General features: G+C 45.2%; 13 protein-coding genes. 2 read left to right on the top strand and 11 right to left on the bottom strand.

Annotation, left to right across the window (positions count from 1 at the left end; translation table 11 throughout):
- Positions 1-135 precede the first annotated feature (135 nt).
- The gene (locus E2R31_RS06605; protein WP_049519321.1) at positions 136-1,590 is read left to right on the top strand and encodes a sucrose-6-phosphate hydrolase; all 1,455 of its coding nucleotides are present in this window, start codon (positions 136-138) and stop codon (positions 1,588-1,590) included.
- Complete coding sequence (locus tag E2R31_RS06600) at positions 1,571-2,536, top strand: LacI family DNA-binding transcriptional regulator (protein ID WP_000225990.1); 966 nt, start codon at positions 1,571-1,573, stop codon at positions 2,534-2,536. Before E2R31_RS06605 ends, E2R31_RS06600 begins: the two co-directional genes overlap by 20 nt.
- Before the next feature lie 36 nt (positions 2,537-2,572).
- Here E2R31_RS06600 and E2R31_RS06595 read toward each other — a convergent pair whose 3' ends face one another.
- The 11 genes from E2R31_RS06595 to gmk all read right to left on the bottom strand — a co-directional run bounded on the left by E2R31_RS06595 (position 2,573) and on the right by gmk (position 14,758).
- Entirely contained in the window at positions 2,573-3,847 is a 1,275-nt protein-coding gene (locus E2R31_RS06595; RefSeq protein ID WP_049519323.1) for a hydroxymethylglutaryl-CoA reductase, degradative, read from the bottom strand.
- Complete coding sequence (locus E2R31_RS06590; RefSeq protein WP_132973560.1) at positions 3,847-5,019, bottom strand: hydroxymethylglutaryl-CoA synthase; 1,173 nt, start codon at positions 5,017-5,019, stop codon at positions 3,847-3,849. The genes E2R31_RS06595 and E2R31_RS06590 overlap by 1 nt, the downstream gene beginning before the upstream one ends.
- Before the next feature lie 118 nt (positions 5,020-5,137).
- Positions 5,138-5,593 (bottom strand): threonine/serine exporter family protein, encoded by a 456-nt coding sequence (locus E2R31_RS06585; RefSeq protein WP_000176909.1) that lies wholly within the window; start codon positions 5,591-5,593, stop codon positions 5,138-5,140.
- Position 5,594: 1 nt separating this feature from the next.
- Positions 5,595-6,353 (bottom strand): threonine/serine exporter family protein, encoded by a 759-nt coding sequence (locus E2R31_RS06580; RefSeq protein ID WP_132973558.1) that lies wholly within the window; start codon positions 6,351-6,353, stop codon positions 5,595-5,597.
- 87 nt (positions 6,354-6,440) lie between these two features.
- On the bottom strand, positions 6,441-8,324 hold the full coding sequence (pknB, locus tag E2R31_RS06575) for a Stk1 family PASTA domain-containing Ser/Thr kinase (protein WP_132973556.1): 1,884 nt from the start codon (positions 8,322-8,324) through the stop codon (positions 6,441-6,443).
- A complete protein-coding gene (locus E2R31_RS06570) occupies positions 8,321-9,061 on the bottom strand; it encodes a Stp1/IreP family PP2C-type Ser/Thr phosphatase (protein WP_084946411.1) in 741 nt (246 codons plus the stop codon). The genes pknB and E2R31_RS06570 overlap by 4 nt, the downstream gene beginning before the upstream one ends.
- A 15-nt stretch (positions 9,062-9,076) precedes the next feature.
- Positions 9,077-10,390, bottom strand: a complete 1,314-nt coding sequence (gene rsmB / locus E2R31_RS06565) for a 16S rRNA (cytosine(967)-C(5))-methyltransferase RsmB (protein WP_165941799.1) — start codon at positions 10,388-10,390, stop codon at positions 9,077-9,079.
- The gene (gene fmt / locus E2R31_RS06560; RefSeq protein WP_084949214.1) at positions 10,383-11,318 is read right to left on the bottom strand and encodes a methionyl-tRNA formyltransferase; all 936 of its coding nucleotides are present in this window, start codon (positions 11,316-11,318) and stop codon (positions 10,383-10,385) included. Before fmt ends, rsmB begins: the two co-directional genes overlap by 8 nt.
- 12 nt (positions 11,319-11,330) lie before the next feature.
- Positions 11,331-13,727 (bottom strand): primosomal protein N', encoded by a 2,397-nt coding sequence (locus tag E2R31_RS06555; protein ID WP_132973552.1) that lies wholly within the window; start codon positions 13,725-13,727, stop codon positions 11,331-11,333.
- Positions 13,728-13,792: 65 nt separating this feature from the next.
- On the bottom strand, positions 13,793-14,107 hold the full coding sequence (gene rpoZ / locus E2R31_RS06550; protein WP_002875802.1) for a DNA-directed RNA polymerase subunit omega: 315 nt from the start codon (positions 14,105-14,107) through the stop codon (positions 13,793-13,795).
- Between the two features lie 24 nt (positions 14,108-14,131).
- Positions 14,132-14,758 carry a guanylate kinase gene (gene gmk, locus E2R31_RS06545; RefSeq protein ID WP_000775041.1) on the bottom strand — a complete coding sequence of 209 codons (627 nt, stop codon included), beginning with the start codon at positions 14,756-14,758 and terminating at the stop codon, positions 14,132-14,134.
- Positions 14,759-14,770: the final 12 nt, after the last annotated feature.

Here is a 14,770-nt window from a genome sequence, read left to right as displayed (position 1 = left end):
TTTGCCAGATTTCCTTCACTTGATTTCTGGCAATCGTTTGATATATTTTTCTTTTTTTTAACATAAAAGACTTGCTTTTTTTGCCGAAAACGTTTACTATTAATAATAGAATAGAACTTTTGGAGGAAAGATAAAATGGAATGGACAACCGAGCGCCGTTATAGACGCTATGAAGACTGGTCTAATGATGAAATCAAACAAATCAAGGAAACGATGGCACAATCTCCTTGGCATACTCGTTACCATGTCGAGCCTAAAATGGGACTTCTCAATGATCCAAATGGCTTTTCTTATTTTGATGGCAAATGGATTCTCTTTTACCAGAACTTCCCCTTTGGTGCAGCCCACGGTTTAAAATCTTGGGCGCAGCTAGAAAGTGATGATTTGGTTCACTTTAGAGAAACTGGAGTCAAAGTTTTGCCAGATACTCCATTGGATAGCCACGGTGCCTACTCTGGTTCTGCCATGCAGTTTGGCGATAACTTGTTCCTATTTTATACAGGAAATGTCCGTGATGAAAACTGGATCCGTCACCCTTACCAAATTGGTGCTTTGATGGATAAGGATGGCAAGATTACAAAGATTGACAAGATCTTGATTGACCAGCCATCAGACTCTACTGACCACTTCCGCGACCCGCAAATTTTTAACTTCAAAGGTCAATACTATGCTATCGTCGGTGGACAGGATTTGGATAAAAAAGGCTTCGTCCGTCTCTACAAGGCTGTTGACAACGATTACACAAACTGGCAAGCAGTTGGCGACCTTGACTTCGCTAACGATCGCACTGCCTACATGATGGAATGCCCAAATCTGGTCTTTGTAGGGGAGCAACCTGTCCTTCTCTACTGTCCACAAGGATTGGATAAGATTGTTCTAGACTATGATAATATCTATCCAAATATGTACAAAATCGGGGCTTCCTTTGATCCTGAAAATGCCAAAATGGTAGATGTGTCTCCATTGCAAAATCTAGACTATGGTTTTGAAGCCTATGCGACTCAAGCCTTCAACGCTCCGGATGGACGTACATTGGCAGTAAGCTGGCTTGGGTTACCAGATGTTTCTTACCCATCTGACCGTTTTGACCACCAAGGAACCTTCTCTTTGGTCAAGGAACTCACTATCAAAGACGGCAAACTCTACCAATATCCAGTCGCAGCCGTCAAAGAACTTCGTTCTTCTGAAGAGGTCTTCTCAAATCGTACTCAAACCAAAAATACCTATGAACTCGAGCTTAACTTGGAGGCCAATAGCCAAAGCGAGATTGTCTTGCTCGCTGATAAAGAAGGCAAGGGACTTTCCATCAACTTTGACCTTGTAAACGGTCAAGTGACAGTGGATCGTAGCCAAGCTGGTGAACAGTACGCCCAAGAATTTGGTACAACTCGTTCTTGCCCTATCAATAACCAAGCTACAACAGCCACTATCTTCATCGACAAGTCAGTCTTTGAAATTTTCATCAATAAAGGAGAAAAAGTATTTTCTGGTCGTGTTTTCCCACATGCGGACCAAAACGGTATCCTCATCAAGTTTGGAAACCCAACTGGAACTTACTATGAATTAGATTATGGTCGCAAAACTAACTGATGTCGCAAAACTTGCAGGCGTCAGCCCTACTACCGTCTCACGGGTCATCAATAAAAAGGGTTATCTATCTGAGAAAACCATCCAAAAGGTTAATGAAGCCATGCGAGAGCTAGGCTACAAGCCCAATAATCTGGCTCGAAGTCTTCAAGGAAAATCTGCCAAGTTGATTGGACTCATTTTTCCAAACATCAGTCATGTCTTTTATGCGGAGTTGATTGATAAATTGGAACACCAACTCTTCAAAAATGGCTACAAGACCATCATCTGTAACAGCGAACACGACTCTGAAAAAGAACGGGAATACATTGAAATGCTGGAGGCCAACCAGGTCGATGGTATCATTTCTGGAAGTCACAACTTGGGAATCGAAGACTACAATCGTGTGACAGCACCGATCATTTCCTTTGACCGAAATCTATCACCAGACATCCCTGTCGTCTCCTCTGATAACTACGGAGGCGGGGTCCTCGCCGCCCAAACTTTGGTCAAGACAGGCGCCCAGTCTATCATCATGATTACAGGAAATGACAACTCCAACTCACCAACTGGACTCCGCCACGCTGGATTTGCCTCTGTTCTCCCGAAAGCACCTATTATCAATGTTTCGAGCGACTTTTCTCCCGTCAGAAAAGAAATGGAAATCAAGAATATCTTGACCCATCAGAAACCAGATGCTATCTTTGCTTCGGATGATTTGACAGCTATCCTGGTGATCAAAATCGCTCAGGAGCTAGGTATCTCTGTTCCTGATGAGCTCAAGGTCATCGGCTATGATGGGACTTACTTTATCGAGAACTACTATCCTCATTTGACAACGATTAAGCAACCTATGAAAGAGATTGCCCACCTCACTGTTGATCTTCTCTTGCAGAAGATCGAAGGCAAAGAGGTCGCGACAACCGGTTACTTCTTACCCGTCACCCTATTACCAGGAAAAAGTATTTAAGTACAAGAAAACTCAGACTGATTCGTCTGAGTTTTTTTATGATCTTAAGTTTTCTAGATAGCGCTGGGCTGTCTCTAAGTTAAAGGTTTTATCTGCGATGAGACGCTCAACGAGGGGAGCAACTTCAGACTCACTAGCACCAGCTAGGAGAGCTAGGGATTTGGCCTGCAATTTCATGTGACCTTGCTGGATGCCCGTACTGACCAAGGCTTTGAGGGCCGCAAAGTTTTGGGCAAGACCGATAGACACGATAATCTGAGCTAATTCCTTGGCAGAAGGATTTCCCAGTAGTTCATGACTGAGGGCTACACGAGGGTTGAGACCGATAGAGCCACCCTTGGTCGCTACAGGCATGGGCAGTGTCATCTCACCAACCAATTCTTCCGAGTCCCTATCTAGACTCCATCGACTTAAACCTTGATAGCGTCCATCTCGACTAGCAAAGGCATGGGCACCAGCTTCGATGGCACGCCAGTCATTACCAGTAGCAATCAAAATGGCATCAATACCATTAAAAATCCCTTTATTGTGAGTAGTCGCTCGGTAAGGATCAGCCTGTGCAAACTGGCTGGCCAAGGCTATTTTCTCTGCAATTTCTCGTCCTTTATCCTTTTGAGGGTTCAAGTAGCGAAAGGCAATACGACAACTTGCTGTCACTAGAGAATCTGTCGCGTAATTGGACAAAATTCCCATGAGACTCTGTCCCTGACTGAGCTCTTCTAAGACTGGCTTCAAGGCTTCTAGCATGGTATTGAGCATATTAGCCCCCATGGCTTCCTGGGTATCGATATGGAGATAGACGACGAGAAAATCTGTTTCACCTTTGATCTGCTCTACATGCAAATCACGCGCCCCACCACCGCGTTTAACGATGGAAGGATAGGCTTGATTGGCAAGTTCCAAGAGTTCCGCCTTCTTGCTGGCAATCTTCTCTTGCGCTTGTTCAGGTTCAGCAACTTGATAAAGGGCTACCTGACCGATCATCTGGCGCTCATGTACTTGAGCAGTAAAGCCACCTGCTCGCTTGATGATTTTGCTAGCATAGCTGGCCGCAGCAACCACTGAGGGTTCTTCTGTCACATAGGGAACTGTGTAGTCCTGACCGTTCACCAAAAGCTCTGGAACGATCGAATAAGGCAGAGAAAAAGTTCCTACCACATTCTCACTCAGCTGGTCTGCAATGGCCAAGCTGACTTGTTCATCCTGCTCCAGACTCGTTTGCTTTTCAGGACTAAGGAGCGCCTGAGCTCGCAACAACTCCAGGCGCTCATGGTATGATTTTTTAGAAAATCCATTCCAACTTATCTTCATTATTTTTCAACCTTGCTATAACGGCGTTGGTGGTCGACAATTTCCACCAAGGCATAGTCTTGATTTTCATAAGCTGCAAATTGGGCTGAACCAGATTCATCCAACTGCACTTCTTCGAAGAAGACTTTTTCATAGTCTGTAACAGATAAGACTGTACGCTGCTGGAGTTTGCTCAAACGCTCTTTGTCTAGATAAGCTTCATAGCCTTCGACCAATTCACCACTAAAGAACTCCGAAACAGCTCCACTTCCGTAACTGTAGAGGGCAATTTTATCGCCAGCCTTCAAATTCTCTGCATTTTCCAAAAGGGATAGGAGGCCGAGGAAGAGGGAACCTGTATAGATATTCCCAATCATCTGACTGTAGAGAATTGATTTGTCAAAGTTTTCTTGCAAACTATCCTGTTTTTCTTGAGATAGAGTCTTGTCCATCATCTTGCGCAAGCCTTTTAGGGCCAGCTTAGGATAAGGTAAGTGGAAACAGATGGCCGCGAAGTCACCCATGGTCCAATCGTAGCGCTTCTTGTATTCATCCCAGGTCGTCGTGAGACTATCCAGATACTGCTGGGTTGAATAAACACCATTGACATAAGGAGTCGTTGAATAGTTTGGACGCCAGAAATCCATGATGTCACGAGTTTGAGCAACATTATCATTGTTAAAGGCCATGATGCGCGGATTTTGGGTGATCAACATCGCCATACTTCCAGCACCCTGAGTTGGTTCACCTGAAGTCCCCACACCATACTTGGCAATGTCGCTGGCAATGACCAAAACCTTAGACTCTGGAGAATTTTCCACATGTAACTTGGCATAATGGAGAGCAGCTGTTGCTCCATAGCAGGCTTCTTTGATTTCAAAGCTACGAGCGAAAGGCTGGATGCCTAATAGGCCATGAACAAAGACCGCTGCCGCCTTACTTTGGTCAATCCCTGACTCGGTCGCCACGATGACCATGTCGATTTCTTCTTTTTCTTTATCTGTGAGGATAGAGTTGCTGGCACTGGCAGCCAAGGTAACAATGTCCTCAGTCAGTGGTGCAATACTAATTTCATTTAACAAGAGTCCCTTGCTAAATTTTTCGGGATCAACTCCCCTTGCTTCTGCTAGGTCTTGTAATTTCAAGACATATTGACTGGTTGCAAAACCAATCTTATCAATACCGATTGTCATATTTACCTCTGTATTTTCATTCATTGTAAAAAATCGTTTTATTCTATTTTATCACAAATAGGGGCAAAAGAGAGAAAAAAGACTTGATTCACCAAATCAAGCCTTTTCTTTGACTGCATTAGGAAGAGATTCCTCGTTGTTTTCGGATATAGTAATAGAGCTTTAGAATTACCGTTCCACTTGCCATTCCAATAGAAATAACGAGGGCTAACATAACTACCAAAGTCGCGCTGGCAATAGCATGGCTGTAATCGCCTGTCACAAAGAAAGCTGTCGTTCGATAGGATAAATAACCTGGCACCAAGGGGGCAAGAATAGCCAAGACAAAAACCACTGCTGGTGTCTTATAGACAATACTTAAAATCTGGCTGATACAAGAGCCAATCACCGCCGCGATAAAGGTCGCAACGATGACATTGGTTGGTTCTTTGAGTACAAGATAGAGGAGCCAAACGCCCATTCCCAAAACCCCACCAGGCAGAAGCATGGAGCGTTGGACATTCAGTACGATTAAAAAGGTGATAATGGCGAGCAAACTTGCCACTGCTTGGAGTAAAATACTTGTTAGAGTCATCTTATGTCATCAAAACCAGGGCGACAGAAGTGCCTGCCCCTAGAGCGAGGGTAATGAGCAGAGATTCAAACATCTTGCTCATACCAGAGTTGATATGATTGGTCATGATATCTCGAACCGCATTTGTCAGAGCAATCCCCGGAACAAAGGGCATGACGGCTCCCGCTATGATCAAGTCTGCCGTCGAAGGAAATCCCGTATAGCGGGACCAGAACTGGGCAATCAAGCCAAAAACAAAGGCTCCCGCAAAGGCTGTTACAAAAGGAATTCGGATAAACTTCTCGACATAGAGAGAGAAGGCAAAACCAAATAAGGTCGCAACGCCTGCTCCAAAAGCATCATAGACATTGCCGCCAAACATAATCGAGAAGAAAGGGGCACTGAGGGTCGCTGCTACAGTCACTTGGAGCTTGCTATAAGGAAGAGCTTGATTTCTGATTTCCTTCAGCTTTTGAAAAGCTGTAGAAAGATCAATCTGGCCACCCACAAGTTCTCGTGATACTTGGTTGACATCACAGACTTTTTCGATGTTATAGGAGGATGACGTCACCCGTTTCATACGAGAAATATTGGTGTTTTCAATCGAAAAGAAAATAGCCGCGGGCATGGCAAGAACATTGCAATCCACTATTCCCTGTGAATGGGCAATGCGAATCATGGTGTCCTCAACCCGATGAATCTCCGAACCACTTTTCAAGAGAATGGTTCCAGCTAGCATAATCACATCAATGACAGCATTTAACTCTTTTGATTCGTCCATTTTCTACTCCTATTTTCTGCTCCCTCTATTCTATCACAAAAGTTCATGAAAAAAAATCTTTGTCATGAAATCATGACAAAGATTGGGTTAATTTCGTTCATTACTTGACGTTCTACTGCCATCTGAAGAATCCGTTGTAGGGTTGCTACCTTGATTGTTACTCTGTGAAGGCGTCGTGTCTGTTCCTGGATTTCTGTGTTGAGACGAACTTGATGAAGAAGGAAGTGGTTTTGGTTTATAAATAGAAATCTTAACACGTGTTTTATTGAGATCTACCTTTTCTCCAGGTTTAGGGTCCTGACTAACAACTGTTCCCGCAGTAGTTCCTTCAGGAGCAGTCGATACTTCCACAACTTCGATATTAGCTTCTTTTACACCAACAATCTGAATCAAATTGTTCCTAGTGAATTCGAGACTTGAACCAATGTAACTTGGCATCGAAACGCTGGTCACCTTCTTAGCAACTGTTAAGGTAATCGTGCTGGCTTTCGTGAGATCGTAAGTACTTCCTGCAGCTGGGGTTTGCCTAATGACTGTTCCTGGATCGCTTTCGCTAGATTCCTCTTCCTCGATCTTGATAAGATTTTCTGGAACCTTTTTCTCTTTGAGCTCTGCGACAACATCCGAGGACTTACGTCCTACATAGTTACTTAGTTGGAAGGATTGCTTACCTGAAGACACGATTAGATTTACTTTGCTTCCTTCTTTTCGGCCACTTCCAGCTTCTGGATCTGTTCGAATGACGCGACCTTCGGCTACTGTGTCGCTGGCCTCGGTCTTTTCTTCACCTACTTCAAAATTAGCTTTCTTCAGTGTCTCTTTAGCTTCAGCAACTGTCTGTCCCGATACATCTGGAATAGCAATAGTCGCTGGAGTTCGGGAGAAGATCCAAATCAAAGAGGCTGCAACTAGCAAGGCACTGGCCAGTAAAATCATATAGCGAGCTTTAAACTTCCGTTTTTTCGCTGGTTTTGGTACTGGTGTTTCATCTACCACCTGCTGAGTCTGCTGTTTTGATTGAGGTCGCTCTAATTGTGGCTTAGCCTTCGGAATAGAGGTCAGAGTGCTTTGTGGAACTTTAGGCAAGGTCTTGGTATCAACCTTGCTTGCCTCATCAAAGACTAGCTTTGGTTCTCTCCTACGATTGTGAGACAAACAACTCGACAAGTCCACATACATTTCTGATACAGACTGATAGCGATCTGTCAATTTCTTGGCCGTTGCCTTGATAACGACATTTTCCAAAGCTTGTGGTACTGCTGGATTCTCAGCAATAACAGATGGAAGTGGTTTTTGGAAATGCTGGAGGGCAATAGTCACTGCACTATCCCCATCATAAGGGATATGTCCAGTCAACATTTCATAGAAAATAATCCCCATAGCATAGATGTCACTCTGCACAGTTGCCTTGGAACCACGGGCCTGCTCAGGTGAGAGATAGTGGACTGAACCGAGCATGGAGTTGGTCTGTGTCAGACTGGTCTCTGCAAAAGCCACGGCAATCCCAAAGTCTGTAACTTTGGCAGTTCCATCTGGTGTCAATAGGATATTTTGAGGTTTCAAATCTCGGTGGATAATCCCTCTCGTATGCGCCAGACGCATGGCCAAGAGAATCTGTCCCATAATACGGACGGCTTCTTCGTTTGAGAGAGGAGAGTGTTCTTTAATATAACGTTTGAGGTCAAGCCCTGCCACATACTCCATAGCCAGATACTGCTGACCGTCTTCTTCACCGATATCTGTTATTCGAACGATATGGGGATGATCCAGATCCGCCATGGCTCTCGCTTCACGTTGAAAACGTGCCACAGCAATCGGATCTGTCTGATAGTTAGTCCTCAGGACCTTAACCGCCACTTCTTCCCCGTCTAGGATCAAATCCTTGGCCAAGTAAACATCCGCCATGCCTCCTCGACCAATCTGTTTGATAATCCGATATCGTCCGGCAAAAATCTTGCCGATCTGGATCATTCTACTTCCTCCTCATTCATGTGAACAAGGGCAACCGTGATATTGTCTAAACCACCTGCATTGTTGGCAAAACGAATCAAAGTTGCCGCCTTGTCTGCCAAGGAAATATCACTTGTTACAATATCGTAGATATCGCTTCCTGAGATCATATTGGTCAAGCCGTCACTGTTGAGCAAGAGGTAGTCTCCTGACTCTAGGCTAACCATGCCAAAATCTGGTTGAATTTCATCTTTTTGCCCAATGGATTGGGTAATGATATTTTTCTGCGGATGAATTTCTGCCTCCTCTGGAGTTAGCTGGCCAGCCTTTAGCAGAGCATTAACCAAAGAATGATCACTTGTGAGCTGGCGATAATCTTCACCACGGATCAAACCGATACGAGAATCACCGATATGGGCATAAATAGCTTGATTTCCAATAATGGCTACTGCTTCAAGCGTTGTTCCCATCCCCTTATAGGCTTCGTCTTTCCCCATCTGATGAATTTTTTGATTTTCAAGTTCCAGATAGTGGGCAAACCATTCACGGACCTCATTGACGGTGTCGATTTGGGTATCAACCCAAGCCACGCCCAGGTCTGTTACCGCCATCTCACTAGCGATATTTCCTGCACGGTGTCCTCCCATCCCGTCAGCCAAGAGGATCATGGTGCGTCCTGCTCGGTTGACAAAGTGATTGACATAGTCTTGGTTATTTGTTCGTTTCTGACCAACATCTGTTAATAATGCTATTTCCATTGTGTCAGTTCCTTCCTAATCAGACATCTTGCGGAATTGGCTGATAAAGAATCCATCACTTCCGTACAATTCAGGAGTGATCAAGATACAGCCGTCCTTCAAAATATCCTTGCATTCATGTTCTAGTTTAACCTGCTCAAACTCGGGGTGACTTTCTAAAAATGCCTCAACGACGTGAAAGTTCTCCTCTGAGACGACAGTGCAGGTACTATACGTTATTATACCACCTTTTCGTAAGGTTTGACAAACACTACCTAGTATTTCCAGCTGAATTTGCTGTAATGATGCGAAATCCGCCGTTTCTTTATTGTATTTGATATCTGGTTTGCGGCGCAAGAGGCCAATCCCAGAACAAGGAGCATCTACTAAAATCTTGTCAAACGAGTCACGATCGAAAAACTCATGAACTTTTCTGGCGTCCAATTTTTGCGTTTGCACTCGATCTGCTACCCCCAAACGTTGGGCGTTTTCTTGGATCAAGTCCAACTTGTGATCATAAAGGTCCAAAGCCGTCACCTTACCCGATGTGAGGTAAGAGGCCATATGGACTGTTTTTCCACCAGGAGCGGCACAGGCATCCAGTACCTGCTCATCACCTTGTAGACGAAGGGTCGGAGCAACCAATTGACTGGACTCGTCTTGTATGGTAATGGCTCCTTCTGCGAACAAATCATGGCCTGCAAAGTGGCCTTGCTCCTTGACCAGACCAGTAGCCGCCAAAGGGGAATCGGCCGCCTCTAACAAAGCTTTGATTTCCTCTTTTCGGCTCAAGTCGGTCACCCGGATGCTGGCTTTGTTACGCACCAAGAGACTTTTAAAGATGGCTTGTGCTCGCTCTTCACCGTATTCTTCCTTAAGCTTAGACACTAGCCAAACTGGGAGAGAATAGGAAATGGAATCACGCTTATTTTTTCGCTTAATGCTGTCAATATCTGGCCAGCCTTCTCGCAAAATACGACGCAGGACGGCGTTAACCAGTTTTTCACTGCCTTTTTTACGGGCTTTGGCTAGTTCCACCGCTTCATTGACCACTGCGTGATTGGGAACCTTATCCAGATACCGAAGTTGGTAGGCGCTCAGAAGGAGCAGGATATAGAGCCAGTTATCAAGCTTATCCCGGTCTTCGATAAAGTGTGACAGGTACCATTCCAGAGTGAGTTTTCGGGCTACCGTTCCGTAAACAATCTCTGTCACCAAGCCCTTATCTGCTACCGAGAGTTGACTCCCCTTGAGGTGTTTGTTTAAAGCAATATTTGAGTATGCTTGGTTAACCAAAACATCCTCTAGTACTGCTAGAGCTAGACTTCTAGCCGTTTCTACTTTAGTCACCAAATCGTTCTCCTACAGTCAATGTCCGTCCCACTCCGTTGAGGAAGGAAGCGATATCCATCTTAGGCTTACCAGCTGGCTGTACTTGCTTGAGGGATAGAGCTCCTTCCGCCGTTGCAACGATCAATTCTTTCTTGCCAATAGAGAGGATCTCGCCTGGATTTCCCTGACCTTCTACTGGTAGAGCTTCATAAATCTTAAAGCGGTCTCCCTTGAGAAAAGTATGGGCAACAGGCCATGGATTCATTCCTCTGATTTGGTTAAAGAGTTGACGGTTAGTTTTAGTCCAATCCAGTCTTTCTTCCTCTGGCTTGATATTTGGCGAGAAAGTGACTTGACTAGGATCTTGTGGTTCAGGTTGGATTTTTCCTGCTAGATAGCCAGGTAGCGTATCCAAAAGCAAATCGCGACCAACGATTGCTAATTTTTCAAACAAGGTGCCGACATTGTCCTCATCTGTGATAGGGATGCTGCGACGGGAAATCATATCCCCTGCATCCATCTCCTTGACCATCTCCATAATGGTCACGCCAGCTTCCTCATCCCCTTGAATCAAGGCATAATGAATGGGCGCGCCACCACGGTGTTTGGGAAGGAGGGAAGCGTGAACGTTGACCGCAAAGTTCATGCTATCAAGGAGTTTACTTGGGAGAAACTGCCCAAAAGCAGCAGTGATAATCCCATCAGCTCCTAGCTTCATAATGGCTTCCATCTCTGGACTTCCAGATAATTTTTCAGGTTGGTAGATAGGAAGGCCTGCTTCTTTGGCAGCCTGCTTGACTGGGGTTTCTTGGATTACTTTTTTACGACCGACAGCGCGATCTGGCTGGGTCACAACAGCTAGAATCTCGTAACGGTCATCTGATAACAACCCCTTCAAAACTGTCGCTGAAAATTCAGGTGTCCCCATAAAGATTAGTTTTGTCATTTCTTCTCCTTCTTATAAAAATTGCTGCGGTTCATGGTCAATGCTAAGACGAAGCTCGCTATTTTCCCGTTCTTGAGTCAAGGCTAAGACCTGATTGAGAGTCTGTCCCAGCTCATCTTCTAAACGGTATTTAATCAAAATCTGGTAATGATAGAGGTTGTGGGTACGGGCGATGGGTTTTGGTGTTGGTCCAAGGATTTTACTAGTTTCCGACAAACCTGAGCGCAAAATTCCCATGACTTCATAGGCACGTTTGACAACCTCTTCTTCTTTCTTGTGAGAGAGGGTAATCCCAATAGTGAAATAGTAAGGCGGGTAGCCGAGTTGGCGCCTGATACTCATTTCATAAGCGTAAAAGCCTTCATAGTCCTGATCTTTGGCAAAACGAATGGCATAATGCTTAGGATTGTAAGACTGGATCAAGACCTGCCCAGCCTTTTCTGCACGACCTGCACGGCCTGCCACCTGGGTTAAGAGCTGAAAGGTTCTCTCAGAGGAACGGAAATCTGGCAGATTTAAGGCCGTATCCGCATTGAGAACTCCGACTAGGGTCACATTTGGAAAATCCAAGCCCTTAGCAATCATCTGAGTGCCCAGTAAGATATCTGCTTCCCCTCGGCCAAACTGGTCAAGAAGAGCTTGGTGACTGCCTTTCTTGCGAGTCGTATCCACATCCATCCGTAGAATGCGGGCCTGAGGAAAGAGCTCTGCTAGCTCATCGTAGGCTTTCTGAGTCCCTGTCCCATAGTAACGAATACTGCGACTCTGACAGTTGGGACAGACATGAGGAATTCCTTTGGAAAAGCCACAGTAATGGCAGTTCATGGTCTTGGTATCCATGTGGAGAGTCAGAGAAATATCGCAGTTGGGGCAGCTATCTACCGTCCCACACTCTCGACACATAACAAAGCTAGAATAACCCCGACGGTTGAGCATGAGGACTACCTGCTCTTTTTTATCCAGACGGTCTTGGATGGCCTCTAGCAAAGGAGGCGTAAAGTTTGACGTCTCATTCTGCCCGATGTAGTCCCGAAAGTCAATCACTTGAACCTCAGGAATAGTGGCTAAAGGATTGGCCCGTTGGGTCAGACGTAAGTGTTGATAGACACCTTTTCCAGCCCGCGCACGGCTTTCTAAGCTCGGTGTCGCTGAGCCGAGGACTAGGGCTGCTTGATTGTACTGGGCCCGTAAGATGGCTACCTCTCTGGCATGATAACGGGGATTGCTGTCTTGTTTGTAGCTAGCTTCATGTTCTTCATCGATAATCATGACACCTAAATTTTTCAGAGGAGCAAAGATGGCTGATCTGGCACCAACCACTACTTGGGCATCGCCACGTTCAACCTTGCGCCATTCATCGTACTTTTCACCATTGGACAGACCTGAGTGAAGAATAGCCACTTTCTCACCAAATCGAGCAATAAAACGCTCCGTCATTTGTGGCGTCAGAGAAATCTCAGGTACCAGCAAAATGGCCGTCTTACCCTTATCCAAGGCTCCTTGGATAATCTGCAAGTAAACCTCCGTTTTCCCACTTCCTGTAATCCCTTGAAGGAGGAATGGAGGCTGTTGACTGCCAATAGCACTGATAACCGCATCGCGAGCTTGTCTTTGTTCAGGATTCAATTCCAAAGGTTGGCTGGCTTCAATGCATTCGAAATAAGCCGCTGATCGTTGCACTTCCTTTTGGACTAGGGTTAGAGCTCCTTGCTCCACAAAGAAGTTGACTTGCTCGCGTGAGTAGGCCTCTAACAAACTAGCCAGAGGAGCACTCTCAGGATGAGACAGCAAATAGTCTCTCAGCTCTGCCTTTTTCTTGGCACGCGTAGAAATCACAATCTTCTCTAGCTGAGTAGCATCAACCTCATACCAAGACTGGGTCTTGACCTTTTTCTGATCGACTGCATGGTATTCTAAACGGAGTAGCCCTTTTCTAGTCAAACGCATCATTTCTGCCTGTTTGGCAAGGTCTAGAGAAGAAAAGGCTAGCGAAGCTTCTGAACCAAACAAACGCTCTTTGTCTGCCTGACTCAGACCTTCCAGAGGATAAAGAATCTTATCATAACTGGAGTTTAAAAATCCCGGCAACATGGCTTTTAGAATGGTGATTTTGTAAGAAAAGACTGACTTACGTAACTCCTCAGCCAGCCAGAGTTGCTCTTGAGTCAAGACGGGAGAAAAGTCTAGCACTTCTGCAATCTCCTTCAAGTCCTGATTGGCAGCATCTTCATCCGACTGGGACTCCAGGCCAAGCACAATTCCTTGGATCAAACGATTACCCTTGCCGAAGGGGACATGAACCCGCATACCGACTTCCAGCATGTCTACAAATTCCTCAGGGACCTTATAACTATAGGGCTGGTCCGTCTGCATAAGGGGAACATCCACAATAATCTTTGCGATTGCCATCTTCTCACCTCCTTCTTGTCAGTAAATTCTTGCAATAGAAAAAATAAGATTGAGTCCCCCCAACCTTAAATTTTTTCACCATCTTCTTTTTCTTTAGCGATTTGCTCTTTGATTTTCTTTTCTTCTTCTTCTCTGCGGCGTTTTTCTTCTTCGATACGGAGACGAACCGCTTCGCGTTTTCCTTCTGGATCTGGGTGAATGGTTACATTTCCAGACTCGATTTCTTCCAAAGCACGAAGAGTTGATTTTTCAGACTTAAACTCTTGAGTTGCTGGCGCACCGGCCTCTAGTTCGTGGGCGCGTTTTGCTTCCAAGATTACGAGTGAATATTTTGATGGTACCTTGTCCAGCAAGGTATCGATAGAGGGTTTTAACATCATTTGCTTGTACCTGTTTCCTATAGTTTATCGAGTAGTTGGAGATTTTGGCAACATCTCCTGGTAGTGACCAATGACACGGTCCACACGGAAGTGTTCTGCTTCGATCACACGCTTGACACGCTCAGCAGCGAGGGGCACCTGATCGTTAACAATAGCATAATCATACTCACGCATGAGAGCAATTTCTTCCTTGGCTTTTTCGATTCGTTGGGCAATCACTTCAGCGCTATCTGTTCCACGACCTACCAAACGATCTTGCAATTCATCCAAGTCTGGTGGCGTTAAAAATATAAAGACAGCATCTGGAACCTTTTTCTTAACCTGAAGAGCTCCTTGCACTTCAATCTCAAGAAAGACATCGATTCCCTTGTCCAGAGTTTCATTGACATAGGTCAGAGGAGTTCCATAGTAGTTACCGACATATTCTGCATATTCCAACATCTGGCCTTGACGGATCAGCTCTTCAAACTCTTCACGAGTACGGAAGAAATAGTCCACTCCGTCCACTTCACCAGGACGTTGCGCACGTGTCGTCATCGATACAGAGTATTGAAATTGATTCTCAGAACTCTCAAAAATCTCTCTTCTAACCGTTCCTTTCCCAACTCCTGAAGGACCAGAAAAAACGATTAGCAAGCCTCGGTCTGCCATTATGTCTCCTTT

This window comes from Streptococcus downii (assembly GCF_004353325.1).
GTDB lineage: Bacteria > Bacillota > Bacilli > Lactobacillales > Streptococcaceae > Streptococcus > Streptococcus downii.
The sequence above is the reverse complement of the archived record's forward strand: the minus strand, read 5'-3'. Positions and strand labels throughout refer to the sequence as shown.